The sequence below is a fragment of the Afifella aestuarii genome, assembly GCF_004023665.1.
Classification (GTDB): Bacteria; Pseudomonadota; Alphaproteobacteria; order Rhizobiales; family Afifellaceae; genus Afifella; species Afifella aestuarii.
Genome location: NZ_SAUF01000001.1, coordinates 613,798 through 630,289, shown reverse-complemented (window position 1 = coordinate 630,289; position 16,492 = coordinate 613,798). Strand labels below are relative to the sequence as shown.

Annotated in this window: 13 protein-coding genes; 2 read left to right on the top strand and 11 right to left on the bottom strand. The window is 64.3% G+C overall.

The genetic code is table 11. The features are described from left to right. Positions 1–39 precede the first annotated feature (39 nt). The 3 genes from EO094_RS02860 to EO094_RS02850 form a co-directional block, all read right to left on the bottom strand. Positions 40–945, bottom strand: coding sequence for an MBL fold metallo-hydrolase (locus EO094_RS02860; protein WP_246008345.1), 906 nt, complete (start codon positions 943–945; stop codon positions 40–42). Between the two features lie 229 nt (positions 946–1,174). Continuing rightward, a complete protein-coding gene (locus tag EO094_RS02855) occupies positions 1,175–2,389 on the bottom strand; it encodes an NnrS family protein (protein ID WP_128290811.1) in 1,215 nt (404 codons plus the stop codon). Positions 2,390–2,392: 3 nt separating this feature from the next. Then, a complete protein-coding gene (locus EO094_RS02850; protein WP_128290810.1) occupies positions 2,393–2,641 on the bottom strand; it encodes a DUF2249 domain-containing protein in 249 nt (82 codons plus the stop codon). A 317-nt stretch (positions 2,642–2,958) separates the two neighbouring features. Here EO094_RS02850 and nirK point away from each other — a divergent pair, with 317 nt between their 5' ends. Both nirK and EO094_RS02840 read left to right on the top strand, forming a co-directional pair. Then, positions 2,959–4,083, top strand: coding sequence for a copper-containing nitrite reductase (gene nirK, locus EO094_RS02845; RefSeq protein ID WP_128290809.1), 1,125 nt, complete (start codon positions 2,959–2,961; stop codon positions 4,081–4,083). Between the two features lie 100 nt (positions 4,084–4,183). After that, entirely contained in the window at positions 4,184–5,044 is an 861-nt protein-coding gene (locus EO094_RS02840; RefSeq protein WP_246008344.1) for an SUMF1/EgtB/PvdO family nonheme iron enzyme, read from the top strand. A gap of 64 nt (positions 5,045–5,108) precedes the next feature. Here the strand turns inward: EO094_RS02840 and gyrB are convergent, their stop codons facing one another. From gyrB to EO094_RS02800, 8 genes are all read right to left on the bottom strand, one after another. Then, entirely contained in the window at positions 5,109–7,544 is a 2,436-nt protein-coding gene (gyrB, locus tag EO094_RS02835; protein ID WP_128290808.1) for a DNA topoisomerase (ATP-hydrolyzing) subunit B, read from the bottom strand. A gap of 99 nt (positions 7,545–7,643) precedes the next feature. Further along, the gene (gene recF / locus EO094_RS02830; RefSeq protein WP_128290807.1) at positions 7,644–8,789 is read right to left on the bottom strand and encodes a DNA replication/repair protein RecF; all 1,146 of its coding nucleotides are present in this window, start codon (positions 8,787–8,789) and stop codon (positions 7,644–7,646) included. Positions 8,790–8,793: 4 nt separating this feature from the next. Beyond that, complete coding sequence (gene dnaN / locus EO094_RS02825; protein ID WP_128290806.1) at positions 8,794–9,909, bottom strand: DNA polymerase III subunit beta; 1,116 nt, start codon at positions 9,907–9,909, stop codon at positions 8,794–8,796. A 174-nt stretch (positions 9,910–10,083) separates the two neighbouring features. Beyond that, the gene (gene dnaA, locus EO094_RS02820) at positions 10,084–11,529 is read right to left on the bottom strand and encodes a chromosomal replication initiator protein DnaA (RefSeq protein ID WP_246008343.1); all 1,446 of its coding nucleotides are present in this window, start codon (positions 11,527–11,529) and stop codon (positions 10,084–10,086) included. Positions 11,530–11,597: 68 nt separating this feature from the next. Then, on the bottom strand, positions 11,598–12,032 hold the full coding sequence (locus EO094_RS02815) for a rhodanese-like domain-containing protein (protein WP_092814884.1): 435 nt from the start codon (positions 12,030–12,032) through the stop codon (positions 11,598–11,600). 665 nt (positions 12,033–12,697) lie between these two features. Next, positions 12,698–12,961 (bottom strand): 30S ribosomal protein S20, encoded by a 264-nt coding sequence (gene rpsT / locus EO094_RS02810; RefSeq protein ID WP_092814887.1) that lies wholly within the window; start codon positions 12,959–12,961, stop codon positions 12,698–12,700. Positions 12,962–13,274: 313 nt separating this feature from the next. Further along, positions 13,275–14,093, bottom strand: a complete 819-nt coding sequence (locus tag EO094_RS02805) for an FAD binding domain-containing protein (protein ID WP_128290805.1) — start codon at positions 14,091–14,093, stop codon at positions 13,275–13,277. Between the two features lie 11 nt (positions 14,094–14,104). Beyond that, entirely contained in the window at positions 14,105–16,477 is a 2,373-nt protein-coding gene (locus EO094_RS02800) for a xanthine dehydrogenase family protein molybdopterin-binding subunit (protein ID WP_128290804.1), read from the bottom strand. Between the last annotated feature and the right edge of the window lie 15 nt (positions 16,478–16,492).

Below are 16,492 nucleotides of genomic sequence, written 5' to 3'. Positions count from 1 at the left end.
TGGCGCAAGTGCGCCTCTTCTGCGCCGCTCAAGAGTGCCTCAGCTGACGCCCTTCAAGACCGGCATCCATTGCGCCGGCACATAGCGATAGCCGTCGCCGTCCTTGCCGATATGCCCGGTCGCCGGGAACGGGAAGTGATAGGAAGCGATGCGCATGCGCTCCTCGGCCACCATGTCGAGAATGCGGTGGCGCGTCTCGCGTGCCGCATCGGCATCCTGATCGAACACCGCCGACCAGTCCGGATGCGTGACGAAAAGCGCCGGATGGTTGGTCGTATCGGACAGGAACATCATCTTCTCGTCGCCCGATGCGATCGCGAAGACCGTGTGTCCCGGCGTATGGCCATGCGCGTCGATCGCGGTGATGCCGGGCAAAAACTCCTCGTCCCAGGAAAACTGCGTCAGGCGATCATCGAGCGTGCCGAAAATCTGCTGCGCGAGATCGAAATTCCCGCGCCGCCCTTCCGGCGCATTGGCCTTGTTGTCGTCGCTCATCCAATAGGCGTATTCCGGCTCCGGCACAAAAACTTCGGCATTCGGATAGACCGGCGCGCCGTCCTTGGTGGTGAGCCCCATGATGTGATCGCCGTGGAAATGGCTGATCACCACCTTTGTGACGTCTTCCGGCGCCATGCCCGTCGCCGCCATGCCGCGTTTCAGCTGGCCGGCCGTGGGCGGGCCTTTCTCGCCGAAGCCGGTATCGAAGAGGATGAGATCCTCGTCCTTGCGCAATGTGAGCGGCGTGAACGGAATGAAGAGCTTGTCCTCCGGCAGAAACGCCTCGCGCAACGCCGCCTTCACGTCCTTAAGCTCGGCATTGACGACGAAACCGTCCTGAAGCGGGCGCTCCGCCATGCCGTCGGAGAGCTGCGTGACGAGGAAATCGCCGAGCTGATAGCGATAGGCGCTCGGAAGCTGCTCGTCCGGCGCCGACATTCCGGCCATCTCTTGATTTCCTTCAGATGCGCTCTGCGCGCCGGCTCTGCCAATGCCGCGCGTCATGGCGGCTGCACCGGCTGTCCCGGCGGCCAGGGTGAGAAAAAGTGATCTCCTGTCGAGATGCATACGAACCTCCCTCAAGGTCAAGTCTCGCAACCGAAACTAGGAGGCAGACGGCGCTTGTCAGGTCGCAGGCAGCGCGCCTTGGACAAATCGCTGTGAGGCGAGAGGCTTTTCAGGTTTCGCGGATGCGGCCGCGTCCCCCAAAGAGCGGCATGATCTGGACGACGAAAAAGAGAAAAAAGGCGGCCGACCAAAACGTCCCGCCGCCCGCCAGGAGCGGACGGTAGAGATCGACAACGAACGGCGCCGCAACCCGCAAAAGGGCGCCCGCATGGACGAGAACAATGGCGAGCCGCACCGCCTTCCCGACCAGCCGCCCCGGTTCGGCCGAAACCGCAAGTCGCGCCATGACGGCAAGCGTCATCGTGCCGATCGCCCCGGCAGAGAGCGCATGCAGCGCCGCATCGGCGGGCACGAGAGAGGCAGGCGACGCGGCGAGGGCAGCAAGGCAAAGCCCGGCGATCAGCCATAGATAGCCGCCGTGAAGGGCAAGCGTCGGCAGATCACCGAGAAGGAAGCCCCGCCAGCGCACGAGGCGCGCAAGGTTGATGAGGGCGGCCATCCCCGCCAGCACGAAAGTGAGCGGATGCGACGGCACGAGCACCCAGGCGACAAGACCGGCTGAGAGAGACAGAAGCGCGATCAGATCGAAGCGGCGATAGGGCTCCGGCACGCGCTCACCGGCTTCATCTCCGAGGGCGAGACGCGTGAGCTCGGGCACGAGACGCCCGCCGACGGCCCCGATGAGGAGAGCGCCGACGGAAATGCCGAGGCGGGAGAGAAGTGCCACCATCTCATAATCGGCCGCCCCATCACCCAAAGCGAAGACGCGATGCGCCAGCGAGGCCGCCGCAAGAAGGGGGAAGAGGACGAGCCCGTGCTTCGACTGTTTTGCGCTCGGAAAGCGCGAAAGCTTTAAGAGCACGCCCGCAACGGCGAGAGGAAAGAGAACGTCGACCGCCGTTCCGACGGCGAATGGCACGACGAGCGGCAGCAGGCGGCCGGCGATCCAGAGAAAGAAAAGAAGCGCGATCGACCGCCCGGGCAGAGCCCCCTCTCCCTCTCCCGTCCCCGCGCCAGCAAGCGACAGAAGATAGCCCGCCATCACCGCCGGCAGATAGCCGAACACCATTTCATGCGCGTGCCATGCAAGTGCCGGCATGCCGGCAACCTCGACGGGCTCGATCAGATAAAGCCACAGCCAGACGGGCACGGCGGAGGCGGCAAAAAGCGAGGCGCCGATGAAGAACGGTCGGAAGGGTGCAGCAAGAAACCAGCCGCTCCGCCGACCGGGACCCGCGGCGACCGCAGCAGAAAACGCAGACATCGCTCAGCTCGAAATCCGGCCGATCCTGACGCGCCATTCATCCGGGCCGCGCTCGACATATTCCCAGGTGAAGTCACCCGGGATGGCGATCTGCAGATAATGAAACAGACCCATCGGATCGTGATCGTTGACGATGAGAAGGGCCTCGCCCGTCTGAAGCTCATCGAAGGCGGCAAAGAAGGCGACGCGCCGCATCGGTTTCGTGACCTCGCGCAAATCGACGAGCCGGTCCTCGGCGGCAGAAACGGTCATGCCTTCATCCTCCACGTTTCAAACAGGTCTGAAATCTAGGCCGGCGACCGCCGCCGCTCGTTGCGCCACCACAAACACCGGCAAGATCTCATAGCGGACGAGCGTGATGGGGTTCTGCTTCAGAGAAAACGAAAATAGGAGACGGCCGCGCATGTATTGACAGAATGTCGCAGCCGCCCTGCCCGCTTTTACTGACAGAATGTCGCACCGCCCCAAATGGTCGAACGTTCGGTTCTTTGCTTTTCCGCAAAAACACTTTCCACGATCGGGTGTTCATTCCTGTCATCGAACGAGATCGAGATAGAAGGACGAGATCGATGATCACCCGCCGCTCCGCATTGATGGGTGCCGCCAGTGCCGCCACAGCCGCCTTTCTGGCGAGCGCTCCTGCCCGTGCCACCGAGAAGGCCTCCGATGGCCTCGCTCCCGCGACCAAGGTCGGCGATCTGCCGCGCGTGAAGGGCAAGCTCGTGACACCGCCGCATGTCATGGCGCATGACCAGGTCGCCAAGGGCGGACCCAAGATCGTCGAATTCAAGATGACGGTGCAGGAAAAGAAGGTCGTCGTCGACGACCAGGGCACCGAATTCCAGGCCATGACCTACGAAGGCTCCATGCCCGGACCGACGATGGTGGTGCATGAGGGCGATTATCTGGAGCTGACCCTGGTCAATCCGGAAACCAACACCATGCCGCACAATATCGATTTCCACGCCTCCACGGGCGCGCTCGGCGGCGGCGGCCTCACCCTCATCAATCCGGGCGAGCAGACGGTGCTGCGCTTCAAAGCCTTCCGCCCCGGCGTCTTCATCTACCATTGCGCGCCGACCGGCATGGTGCCCTGGCACGTCGTCTCCGGCATGAGCGGTGCGGTTCTGGTTCTGCCGCGCGACGGCCTCAAGGACGGCGAGGGCAAGCCACTCCACTACGACCGCATCTACACGATCGGGGAATTCGACCTCTACATCCCGCGCGACGAGGATGGGAATTACAAGACCTATGACGGTCCCGGCGAATCCTATTCCGACACGCTCGACGTGATGCGCGGCCTCATTCCGACCCATGTCGTCTTCAACGGCAAGGTCGGTGCGCTGACCGGCGAGAATGCCATGACGGCCAAGGTCGGCGAGACGGTGCTCTTCATCCATTCCTGCGCCAACCGCGACAGCCGCCCGCATCTCATCGGCGGGCACGGCGATTGGGTCTGGGAAAACGGCAAATTCGCCAATGCCCCGCAGAAGGACCAGGAGACCTGGTTCGTGCGCGGCGGCAGCGCGGCGGCGGCCGTCTACACCTTCCGCCAGCCCGGCATCTACGCCTACGTCAACCACAACCTGATCGAGGCGGCGGAGCTCGGCGCCACCGGTCATGTGAAGGTGGAAGGCGACTGGGACAACGACCTGATGACCCAGGTGAGCGCTCCGGGCCCGATCCAGGCCTGACGACCTGACGACGAACCTTCCCGCCGACCGACAGGCCGGCGGAGCGGCCCGCCACGCCCCCCGGCGGGCCGCCCTACCCTCAAAATGCGAGGAGGGGACGATGCAGCTTCATAAGACGCTTCGCGACGCCATGGCCTCAGGCGCGCTCCTCATCGCCCTTTCCGGTTCCGCTTTCATCGAGCCCGCGATCGCAGCGGATAAGGCGCAGGACGATCCCGTCTTCGTGCGCATCGAGAGCCAGGAAGTCGCTTATAGGCCCTCCGGCGAATTTCTTCGCGGCAGCCATCCCGTCGACCCCCCGCTTGCGAAGATCACGCCGGATCGCGCCTTCTTCATCATGAAACGGCAGGTGACGCGCGGCGAATATTCCGCTTGCGTCGCCGCAGGCGCCTGCCGGGCGCTGGACGAGGCGGGAGATGCGGCACTCCCCCTCGTCGGCGTCAGCTACGACGATGCGATTGCCTATGCCGCGTATCTGTCGGAAACGACCGGCGATCATTACCGCCTGCCGACGGACGAGGAATGGGCGATCGCGGCCGGCGCGCGCTTTCAGGACGATGGCCTCGGCGTCACGACCGATACGGACAATCCGGCGGAACGCTGGCTGGCAAGCTATGACGCGGAGGCCGCACGCGCCCGCAAGGTCGAGGCCGAACCGCGGCCCATCGGCAGCTTCGGTGAAAACGAGAACGGCCTGTTGGATATCTCAGGCAATATCTGGGAATGGACGTCGACCTGTTTCACGCGCCACCGGCTCGACGAAACGGGTGTTGCGAGCACCCATGAAAGCTGCGGCGTGCGCATCGCCGAGGGCGAGCACAGGGCCTATCTGACGAGCTTCGTGCGCAACCCGTCAGCCGGCGCCTGTTCGGTCGGCATCCCGCCCGCCAATCTCGGCATCCGGCTGGTGCGCGAAGAAACGACGTTCTTCGAACGCATCGGCGAAATCTTCGGCCTTTGAAACGAGCGGCAGACGCACCTCGCCCCGGCAAAGCACCGGGGCGCGCCCACCGCTGAGCCGAGCCTCAGACGTCGAGGTTCGCCACCTGCAGCGCGTTCGTCTGAATGAACTCGCGCCGCGGCTCGACATCGTCGCCCATCAGGCCCGAGAAGATCATTTCGGCCGCGTCCGCGTCCTTGACCGAGACCTGCAGAAGCGAGCGGCTTTCCGGATCGAGCGTCGTCTCCCAGAGCTGATCCGGGTTCATCTCGCCGAGCCCTTTATAGCGCTGCAGCGTGATGCCCTTGCGCCCCACGGCGAAGACGCCCTCCAGAAGCTGCATCGGCCCGAACACCGTGCTGTCGACCTCTTTGCGTCGCAGCCTTGCCGGCTCGTCGAAGACGGCCATCAGCGGCTGGGCATGATGATTGATCGACTTCGCATCGGCCGAACCGATCAGCGCCGAATCGAGGCGCACGACCTCCGTCACGCCGCGCAAGGTGCGCTGCAGGAGCACGCCACCGTCGCGCACCTCGCCCTGCCAGCCCTTTTCCGTCTCATCGGCCATGCGATCGAGGCGTTCTGCCGTTTTCGCGGCGATCTGCAACGCCTCCGCCGGCACCGCCATGCGCTCCGCATCGAGAGCGCCGGCAAGCGCCGCCTGCTCCACGACGGCACGATTGTAGCGCGAATGCAGCCGGTCGAGTGCGGTGCGCAAGCCGCGCGCCTCGTCGATGATGGCGCGCAGATCCTCGAGCGCCCGCTCTTCGCCATGGGCGAGCGTCAGGACCGTCTCTTCCAGACCGCCGCGGATCAGATAATCTTCAAGCGCCCGCTCGTCCTTCAGATACTGCTCGGAACGGTTACGCGTCACTTTGTAGAGCGGCGGCTGCGCGATGAAGATGTGCCCGCGATCGATCAGCTCGCGCATCTGCCGATAGAAAAAGGTCAGCAGCAGCGTGCGAATATGCGCGCCGTCGACATCGGCATCCGTCATGATGACGATGGTGTGGTAGCGCAGCTTGTCGGGGTTGAATTCTTCCTTGCCGATGCCGGTGCCGAGCGCCGTGATCAAGGTGCCGATCTGATCGGAGGAGAGCATCTTGTCGAAGCGCGCGCGCTCGACATTGAGGATCTTGCCTCGAAGCGGCAGAACGGCCTGATAGCCGCGATCGCGGCCCATCTGCGCCGACCCGCCAGCCGAGTCACCCTCGACGATGAAGATTTCCGATTTGGAGGGATCGCGCTCCGAACAATCCTTGAGCTTGCCGGGCAGCGAGGAGATGTCGAGCGCGCCTTTGCGGCGGGTGAGATCGCGCGCCTTTCTGGCTGCTTCGCGCGCAGCGGCGGCTTCGACCACCTTGCTGACGACGATCTTGGCTTCCGCCGGATGCTCCTCGAACCAGGTGGAGAGCGCCTCGTTGATGACCGATTCCACCACGGGGCGCACTTCGGAGGAGACCAGCTTATCCTTGGTCTGCGAGGAAAATTTCGGATCCGGCACCTTCACTGACAGAACGCAGGAAAGTCCTTCACGACAATCGTCGCCGGTCAGGGATACCTTCTCGCGCTTCACGATGCCGGAGCTCTCCGCATAGGCCGAAACCTGCCGCGTCAGCGCGCCTCGGAAGCCGGCGAGATGGGTGCCGCCGTCACGCTGCGGAATGTTGTTGGTGAAGAGAAGCACCGTCTCGTGATAGCTGTCGTTCCACCACAAAGCCGCCTCGACGGTGATGCCGTCGCGCTCATGATAGACCGCGATCGGTGCCGGCATCAGCGGCTTCTTCGACCGGTCGACATAGCGCACGAAGGCTTCAAGGCCGCCTTCATATTCCAGGAGCTCCTCGCGCACATCCGCATGACGGCGATCGGTCAGGCGGATCTTGACGCCCGAATTCAAGAAAGCGAGCTCGCGCAGGCGGCGCTCCAGGGTGTCGAAGTCGAACTCCGTCATCGTGAATGTTTCGGTCGACGGCATGAAGGTGACTTCGGTGCCGGTCATATCGCCCGCCTCACCGATCACCGCGAGCGGCTGCTCGGCGACACCGTGCACGAAACGCATCTCGTTGATTTTGCCGTCGCGCCAGATCTTGAGCTTGAGCCAGGAGGACAGCGCATTGACGACGGAGACGCCCACACCGTGCAGACCGCCGGAAACCTTGTAGGAATTCTGGTCGAACTTTCCGCCGGCATGCAGCTGCGTCATGATCACTTCGGCAGCAGACACGCCCTCTTCGGGATGCAGATCGGTCGGAATGCCGCGACCATTGTCCATCACCGTGACCGAGCCATCGGAATTGAGCGTGACCGACACTTCGGAGGCCCAGCCTGCAAGCGCCTCGTCGATGGCGTTGTCGACCACCTCGTAGACCATATGGTGCAGGCCCGACCCGTCATCGGTGTCGCCGATATACATGCCGGGTCGCTTGCGCACGGCATCGAGGCCCTTGAGGACCTTGATGGAGCCCGCCCCGTAATCTGACGGGAGGCTAATGCGTGGCGTCTCGGGTGTGTCCGTCATAAGCTTTCGAATCGGCTAGAGAGATGGGATTTCCCCTTATAGATGGGGATTGTGGCAACGCCAATGAAGGCGGTCCGCGATGCTTTTCGCTTTTCTCTTTTAAGCAACCGAAAGCTGCCCGTCGACAACCTCGATGAACTGGCCGCTGTCATTGACGGCGGCAAAGAGGGCCTTGTCGGTGCCGGTGAGAAAACTCTGCCCGCCGAGCGCCTCGAGACGCGCAAGAAGTGCGGCACGCCGTCCCTCATCGAGATGGGCGGCGACCTCGTCGAGGAGGAGGATGGGCGTCATTCCGGCAACGCGGGCAACGAGCTCCGCCTCCGCCAGGATGATGGCAAGCAGCAGCGCCTTCTGCTCGCCGGTGGAAGAAAGCGCCGCCGGCGCGTTCTTGGCGGCAAAGGTGACGGCGAGATCGGAGCGGTGCGGCCCGGAAAGGGTTCGCTTGGCGGCGCGGTCGCGCCCTCTCTCGGAGGCAAGCGCGGCCCGATAGGCTTCCTCCGCCTCGCTTGCCGAGCGGCCCGCCACCAGCGCCGCCTCGAAATCGCCCTCTAGCGCGAGCCCGGCGGAGGGAAAGGCGGAGGTCTCGTCATGGGAAGCAATCAGCCCGGCGAGGAGCGCCACCGTTTCCTGGCGGGCGAGCGAGACGGCGAGCGCCGCTTCGGCGAGCTCCGCCTCCACCGCGGAAAGCCAGCGCGGCCCGGCATCGTCTTCGAGCAGACGATTGCGGCTCGAGATGAGCCGGTCGAAGGCGCGCACCCGCGCCCCGTGCCCCGGATCGATCGCAAGCGTCAGGCGGTCGAGAAAACGTCGGCGGTCTCCCGGCGCGCCGGTGAAGAGCCCGTCCATCGCCGGCGTCAGCCACAAAACCCGGCAATACTCCGACAGGGCTTCCGAAGAGGGCGTCGTCGCCCCGTCGACGCGCACCTCCCGGCTTGCCTCCTCTGCGGAACGAAGCCCGGTGCCGACGCGCCTAACGTCCTCGCCGGCGGCGATATCCGCCGCAACGGCCCAGCCCCCGGCACCATCGGTGCGGGCAACCGAGCCGAGTTTTGCCCGCCGCAGACCCCGGCCGGGCGAAAGAAAAGACACCGCTTCCAGAAGGTTGGTCTTGCCGGAACCGTTGCGGCCGGTAAGCACGACAAGGCCCGGCCGGAGGTCGCACCCGACCGCCTTATAATTGCGAAAGTCCGTCAGCTTCAGGGAAGCGAGCGTGACCTGCTGCCAAGCCGCAGGCGCCGCGATCATGACCTCACACGCGCATCGGCATCAGCACATAGAGCGCGTCGCCGCCCTCTTTGTCGCAAATGAGCGTCGGCGATCCCGGATCGGCAAGCTCGAAACGCGCTTCGCCCGTCGTCAGCTGGTCGGCGATGTCGAGGAGATAGCGCGAATTGAAGCCGATCTCCAAAGGCTCGGCATCATAATCGACATCGATCTCGTCGGTGGCGCTGCCAGAATCCGGATTGTTGACGGTCAGAACCAGACGCCCTTCGGAAAGCGCCAGCTTCACCGCCCGACCGCGATCGGAGGAAATGGTCGAGACCCGGTCGACAGCGTTTTTGAAGACGTCCTTGGAGACGACCATCTCCTTGTCGTTGCCGGACGGGATGACCCGCTCGTAATCCGGAAACGTGCCGTCGATGAGCTTCGAGGTGAGCACGATCGAACCGGCGCTCAGACGGATCTTGGTATCGGAGAGTTCAAGCGACACATTGGTGTCACCGTCCTCCAGAAGCCGCTGCATCTCGCCGATCGTCTTGCGCGGAATGATGATGCCCGGCATCTCGTCGCTGCCTTCCGGCGCGGTCATTTCCGCCTTGGCGAGACGGTGGCCGTCGGTCGCCACGGCGCGCAGCCGCCGCTCCGGCCCCTCACCCGAGACGTGGAAGAAGATGCCGTTGAGGTAATAGCGGGTCTCTTCGGTGGAGATTGCAAACTGCGTGCGCTCGATGAGGCGCCGCAATTCGCTCGCCGTCAGGGAGAACCGCACCGGAAGCTCGCCAGGATCGAGGTCCGGGAAATCGGTATCCGGCAGCATCTGCAATTCGAAGCGGGCACGCCCCGCCATCAATTTCATGGTGCCGCCGTCGCCGGTCGTCAGCGAGATCTCCGAACCTTCGGGCGCCTTGCGCACGATGTCGTAGAGCATATGCGCCGGCACGGTGGCGGCCCCCGGCTGCTCGACCATGGCCGGCATCCGATTGGACACCTCGAGATCGAGGTCGGTGGCTTTCAAGAGCACGCCGCCCTCGACCACGCGCAACAGCACATTCGACAGGATCGGAATGGTGTTGCGCCGTTCGACGACGCGATGGACGGGGGTCAGGGCTTTCAGGAAGGCAGCCCTTTCGATCGCAACTTTCATACCGGCATTCCAGGAATTGGAGGGCCCGAAGCCACTGCGGATACGGGTGCATCGCAGCGGCGGGCGGTCAAATTGGCGCGCCTCACTGACAAAAGCAAGTGCGCGTGGCCGCTTGCGCGGAAGAACCACGAAGAGGGGCGCCGGCGGTGGAGAACACCGCCAGCGCCGGAGGACTTAATCCTGCAACAGTCGACGCAGGAGCTCGATCTCGTCGGAGAGCTTTTGATCGGCGCCGACGAGCCCCTCGATCTTGCGCACGGCGTGCAGGACCGTCGTGTGATCGCGGCCGCCGAAGCGCTTGCCGATTTCCGGAAACGAGCGCGGCGTCATGGTCTTGGCGAGATACATGGCGATCTGACGGGGCCTGACGACGGTGCGCGTGCGCCGCGCGGAGACGAGATCCTGCCGGCTCACATTGTAGTGGCGGGCGACGATCTTCTGGATGTCTTCGATGCGGATGCGCTTCGGCTCGCGGTCCCCGATGAGATCGGCGATCGCCAGTTCGCAGGCGTCCACCGAGATCGGCTGGTCGGAGAACTGGGCGCGACAAATCAGCCGGTTCAAGGCACCGTCGAGATCGCGCCCGTTGCTCACCACCATGCGGGCGATGAAATCGAGCACATTGTCGGGCACCTGGATCTTGGGATCGCGTTCGCGCGCGGCCGCCAGACGAAGATCGAGAATTTTGCGGCGCATCGCCGTATCGGGGCGTGCCATGCCGACCACCACGCCACCCTTGAGGCGGGAACGCACGCGCTCGTCGATCCCATCGAGCTCGCCCGGCGCGCGGTCGGCTGCAACGACGACCTGCTTGGAGCTGTCGAGAAGCGCGTTCAGCATGTGGCAGAATTCCTGCTGCACGCTGCGGCCGGTCAGGAACTGCATGTCGTCGATCAGGAGGATGTCGATCGAACGCAGCTTTTCTTTGAAGTCGAGCGCGGCCTTGTCGCGAAGGGCGGCGACGAATTGGAAGGTGAAGCGCTCCACCGTCAGATACATCACCCGCCGCTGCGGATGCAGCTTACGCGTCTCATGCGCGATCGCCTGCAACAGATGCGTCTTGCCGATGCCGACGCCGGCATGGAGGTAGAGAGGATTGTAGAGGGGAGGTGCGCCGTCGGGCGCCGTGGCCACGGCCCGGGCCGCGCGGAACGCGACCTCGTTGGAGGCGCCCTCGCAGAAACTGGTGAAGGTCAGCCGGGCATCGAGAGGCGAGCCGGCGAAGCGGTCTTCCGCATCCTCCTGCGCGGCCTGAGGCTGGGCCGGCGCGGGTTCGGAATGCACAACCTTGACTTGCGCAGGAAACTTGAGGGGGCTGCGCTTGACGACATCGACCCGGCGCACATCGCCATATTCGGCGTTCCAGAGCGCCACCAGGCGGTCACTGTAATGACTCTTGATCCATCCCTTCAAAAACAGGGTCGGCGCCGAAAGGCTGACGACACCCGCCGCAACCCCGTCGCATTCGATGCGCGCAAACCATGACGTAAAGACATCGTCACCGAGCTCCGTCCGGAGCCGCTTTTTGACGCGCGCCCAGGCTTCGTCCCAGTCACGCCGCTCGACGTCCGTCTCCGCCACGTCCTGCTCCTTCATGATTTTCGCCGCCTCTGCAGACATACTGCCTCGTCCTCCTTGCGCCGGGCGCTGACGCGCCAGGCCTTTCACCTCATGCACCCGAACCACAGTCACGACTGTGTCCAGGGCAATCCCACCGCTTTCCAGCCGTTGATCTGCCCGCGATGTCCAGCCTCGTTGCGGTCCCCCTCGAACCCTCCCGAAACGTTGAAACATGGACCATACCCTGCCGCCGTCATGGCCGCCGCTGCTGCAGCGGAACGCACTCCCGACCGGCAGATGAAATAGAGCGGCACCTCCTGCCCGACCCCAGCCTCCCCAAGGGCTGCCACAAGCTTTCCGGCAAACTCCGGATCGACCTGTTGCGTGGGAAAAGATTGCCACTCTGCTAAAAAAAGCTGGCGCCCCAGGGGCGATAGATCCGGGAGACCGACATAGGCCCATTCGGCACGCGTGCGCACATCGATCAGCACGGCATCCGACTCTGAGAGAGCCTTCCAGGCCTCCTCCGGTCCGACGTCACCCTGATAAGCCGCTGTACGCAAGACAAATGCCTCCTGTCCGCCCGAGCCATGACCCGGCCGCCAAAAACACCCATAAAAGGGGATCCCAGCCTTTTGGTTTTGACGGTCTTGAAAGACCGCCGCGACGGAGCGAACCCCGGGCGTAGACCCGCCCAGGCGCAAGGCGTCCACCACGCCAGGAAGGATTCCTGGCGCCGTTCGGCTTCACCTTTTGCTGAGGGCATTCGGGTCGCCCCGTCGTGGCGACCTAAAAACCACAGAGCAGAGGGGGGGGCAACCACCGAATCCGCCGCAGACGGAACGAACTAAAAACGACTCCGACATGACCTTCGGGAAGACCGTCCCAGCGTCGCGCCGCAAGCCCTTGGAGTCTCAGAGTCTTGGGCAATATGTGCGTTTTCGGCAACGGCTTTCGAAGTGAGTCAGAATCGTTGCCGCGCAATTGGGCTTGACTCGTAATCCGGTCCAAAAATCCGGGTCCGAGCGTCCGTCTTGCCCATAAACTTTTGTTAATGAATGGATAATTCTGACAGCGTGGCTCAACCAGACTCTGCCGGGAGCGTTCGACGCCGGCCGCAAAAAGGGCACTGCAGCGTCTCTTTGGCTGTGTGTGGAAAGCGGGCAAAGCCCGCCCTGCCATGTCATCTCAGGCGAGGCGACGCACCGAAGACGCCGCCAGGTTGCGTTCAGCCGAGGGCCTTCACGCGCTGTGCCAAACGCGACATCTTCCGCGCCGCAGTATTCTTGTGCAGGACGCCCTTGGAAGCGCCGCGCATCAATTCCGGCTGCGCCTCGCGCAGAGCGCTCTGGGCGGCCTGGGAGTTGCCCGAGGCGATGGCCTCTTCGACCTGCCGCAGGAAAGTGCGCAGGCGCGAGCGCCGCGCCTTGTTGGTGGCCGTGCGCTGCTCGATCTTCCGAGCAGCCTTCCTGGCCGAAGGTGTATTGGCCATATCAAGATCCGTTCGTTGCCAATTGAAGGGCTCTGTCGGCGCCGACAATTGTCGCTTCGGCCCAACAGAAAGCGCGGCCGTAAACGGCCGCGTTGTCGCCCGATGCTATAGTTGCGCCCTGCCCGGCAGTCAACGGCAAGCTCCACCTGCCGCAAACAAGCATTTTTACGCGACCTGAGCGACACAGACTAGCCCCGCCGTTGTAACGCGCATCGCCGGAGCAAAGGCCCGACTTGCCTCGCCGCCTCGGTCGCCGAAAACGAAACGGCCGCAACCGCGGCCGCTCCCTCTTACAGTTGCAGCGTGCGACGCTTCAGATGATCGCCTCGGCCGAGCCGAGATTGGCGAGCGCCCGCCGTGCCATCACGGCGACGAGGTTCGCCCGGTATTCGGCCGAGCCGTGAATGTCGCCCATCATCAGATCGGGATCGACGCTGAGGCCTTCCAGCGCATTGGCGGAGAAATCCCCGGAAAGCGCGGTCTCCGCCGCATGCCAGCGGAAGACGCCTTCATTGCCGGCACCGGTGACGGCGACGCGGACCGAGCCATCGCGATGGCGAGCCACGAAGACCCCGGCCATCGGATAGCGCGAGGCGGGATTGCGGAACTTGGCATAGCCCGCCGTCTCGGGAATGGCGAAGCTCACGCCCGTCACGATCTCGCTTTCCTCCAGCGCCGTCTCATAGAGCGCCGTGAAGAAATCATCGGCCGCAATCTCGCGGCTGTCGGTCGTGATCGTGGCGGCAAGCGCCAGCGCGGCGGCGGGATAATCGGCAGCCGGATCGTCATTGGCGATCGAGCCGCCGAGCGTGCCGCGATGGCGCACCTGCGCATCCCCGATCGAACCGGCGAGCGCGGCAAGCGAGGGGATCGCCCGCTGCACCTCGCTGGAGCTCGCGACCTCCGCATGCGTCATGCCGCCCCCGATGCGGACCCGATCGCCTTCGACCGAGATCCCCTTCATGGAGCCGATGCGGGTGAGATCGACGAGCACGTCATGCGCGGCAAGCCGCTGCTTCATGGTCGGCAGCAAGGTGTGGCCGCCGGAGAGATAGGCGGCATCGGACGCTTCCTGGAACAAGCGCCGCGCCTCTTCCACGCTGTCTGCACGCTTATAGGTGAGAGAATACATGGGCTTTGCTCCTATTCCGCTGCCTGCCGCATCGGCGCGGCACCGGCCCGAAGGGCCCGCCACACCTTCTCCGGTGTCGCCGGCATGGAAAGGTCGTTGTTGTCGATTGCATCGGTGATGGCGTTGATCACCGCCGGCGGCGTGCCGATGGCCCCCGCCTCGCCGCAGCCTTTCATGCCGATCGGATTGGACGGACAGATCGTCTCCGTGGTCGACACCTTGAAGGACGGCAAATCGTGCGCCCGCGGCATGGCGTAGTCATTGTAAGACGCCGTGATGAGCTGGCCGCTCTCCGCATCATAGATGCAGCCCTCCAGGATCGCCTGCCCGACACCCTGGGCGATGCCGCCATGCACCTGGCCTTCGACGATCATCGGGTTGATGACCCGCCCGAAATCATCGGCCGCCACGAACTGGACGATCTCGGTGTGGCCGGTATCGGGATCGACCTCGACCTCGCAGACATAGGCGCCCGCCGGGAAGGTGAAATTCGCCGGGTCGTAGAAGGCGCCCTCTTTGAGGCCCGGCTCCATCCCCTCCGGCATGTTGTGCGCCGTATAGGCGGCAAGGCAGACCTCATGCCAGCCGAGCTTCTTGTCGGTGCCGGCGACACGCACCTCGCCATCGGCAATCTCGATATCGCCCTCCGCCGCCTCCAGAAGATGCGCGGCGAGTTTTTTCGCCTTCGCCTCGACCTTGTCGATGGCTTTCGAAATCGCCGACATGCCGACGGCACCGGAACGCGAACCGTACGTGCCCATGCCGAACTGCACCTTGTCGGTGTCGCCATGCACGATCGAGACATTGTCGATCGGCACGCCGAGGCGCTCCGCCACGAGCTGGGCGAACGTCGTCTCATGCCCCTGGCCGTGGCTGTGCGAGCCGGTGAGAACCTCGATCGTGCCGACCGGATTGACCCGCACTTCGGCCGATTCCCAAAGCCCGACGCCCGCTCCGAGCGACCCGACGGCCTGCGAGGGGGCGATGCCGCAAGCTTCGATATAGCAGGAGAGACCGATGCCGCGGAGCTTGCCGCGCCGCGCGGCTTCCGCCTTGCGCTCGCCGAAACCGGCATAATCGGAGGCCGACAGAGCGGCGCTCAGCGAGGCTTCGTAATCGCCGGCGTCGTAATTCATGATCACCGGCGTCTGATGCGGGAATTCGCGGATGAAGTTCGTCCGCCGAAGTTCCGGTGGCGCCACGCCGAGCTCGCGTGCCGCCGTCTCCATCATCCGCTCCACGACATAAGTCGCTTCCGGCCGCCCGGCGCCGCGATAGGCATCGACCGGCGCGGTGTTCGTATAGACGCCGCGCACATTGCAGTGGATCGTCGGGATATCGTACTGCCCCGACAACAGCGTGGCGTAGAGATAGGTCGGCACCGAGGACGAAAAGAGCGACATGTAGGCGCCGAAATTGGCGATCGTGTCGATCTTGAAGGCGGTGATGCGGTTGTTCGCGTCGAAGGCCATTTCCGCGACCGTGACATGGTCGCGGCCATGCGCGTCGGTCAAAAACGCCTCAGACCGGTCGCCCGTCCATTTCACCGCAAGACCCGTCTTGCGCGCCGCCCACAGGCAGGCGACCTCTTCCGGGTAGATGAAAATCTTGGAGCCGAAGCCGCCGCCGACATCCGGCGCGATCACCCGCAATTTGTGTTCGGGCGCCACATTGTAGAAGGCGGAGAGAACGAGCCGCGCCACATGCGGGTTCTGCGACGTCGTCCACAAGGTGAAATGGTCGTCCGCCGCGTCGTATTGGGCGAGCGCCGCCCGCGGCTCCATGGCGTTCGGAACGAGGCGGTTGTTGACGATCTCCATGCGGGTGACATGGGCAGCCTCCGACAAAGCCTTGTCGGCTGCGGCCTTGTCGCCGATCTCCCAATCGTAGATCAGGTTGCCCTTCGCCTCGGGATGAAGCTGCGGGACGCCCTCCCCCAAAGCCTTCGCCGGATCGGTGATGGCGGGAAGCTCCTCCCATTCCACCGCCACGACATCGGCCGCATCGCGGGCCTCGCCCCGCGTTTCGGCGATCACCATGGCGACGGCCTGGCCGACGAAGCGCACCACTTCCGGCGCCAGCGCCGGCCATGCGCCCATATTCATCGGCGTGCCGTCCTTGGAATGGACCATCCAGCCGCAGATGAGATTGCCGATGCCGTCGGCCACGAGTTCCGAGCCCGTGAGGACGGCGAGCACGCCCGGCATGTTGCGCGCCTGTTCTGAATTGATGCCCCCCACCTTCGCGTGGGCGTATGGGCTTCGCACGAAAGCGACATGCTTCATGCCCGCGACGCGCATGTCGTCGACGTATCGTCCCTTACCGGTGATGAATCGCTTGTCTTCCTTGCGCGCGACCCGCGCGCCGATGCCATCTTGAGCCATGTTTCCTCCTTCGGC

Coding starts and splice junctions, on each gene's coding strand:
- EO094_RS02860 (WP_246008345.1), bottom strand. CDS start 945: ATGGCCGGAATGTCGGCGCCGGACGAGCAGCTTCCGAGCGCCTATCGC.
- EO094_RS02855 (WP_128290811.1), bottom strand. CDS start 2,389: ATGTCTGCGTTTTCTGCTGCGGTCGCCGCGGGTCCCGGTCGGCGGAGC.
- EO094_RS02805 (WP_128290805.1), bottom strand. CDS start 14,093: ATGTATTCTCTCACCTATAAGCGTGCAGACAGCGTGGAAGAGGCGCGG.
- EO094_RS02800 (WP_128290804.1), bottom strand. CDS start 16,477: ATGGCTCAAGATGGCATCGGCGCGCGGGTCGCGCGCAAGGAAGACAAG.
- rpsT (WP_092814887.1), bottom strand. CDS start 12,961: ATGGCCAATACACCTTCGGCCAGGAAGGCTGCTCGGAAGATCGAGCAG.
- dnaN (WP_128290806.1), bottom strand. CDS start 9,909: ATGAAAGTTGCGATCGAAAGGGCTGCCTTCCTGAAAGCCCTGACCCCC.
- recF (WP_128290807.1), bottom strand. CDS start 8,789: ATGATCGCGGCGCCTGCGGCTTGGCAGCAGGTCACGCTCGCTTCCCTG.
- nirK (WP_128290809.1), top strand. CDS start 2,959: ATGATCACCCGCCGCTCCGCATTGATGGGTGCCGCCAGTGCCGCCACA.
- EO094_RS02850 (WP_128290810.1), bottom strand. CDS start 2,641: ATGACCGTTTCTGCCGCCGAGGACCGGCTCGTCGATTTGCGCGAGGTC.
- gyrB (WP_128290808.1), bottom strand. CDS start 7,544: ATGACGGACACACCCGAGACGCCACGCATTAGCCTCCCGTCAGATTAC.
- EO094_RS02840 (WP_246008344.1), top strand. CDS start 4,184: ATGCAGCTTCATAAGACGCTTCGCGACGCCATGGCCTCAGGCGCGCTC.
- dnaA (WP_246008343.1), bottom strand. CDS start 11,529: ATGTCTGCAGAGGCGGCGAAAATCATGAAGGAGCAGGACGTGGCGGAG.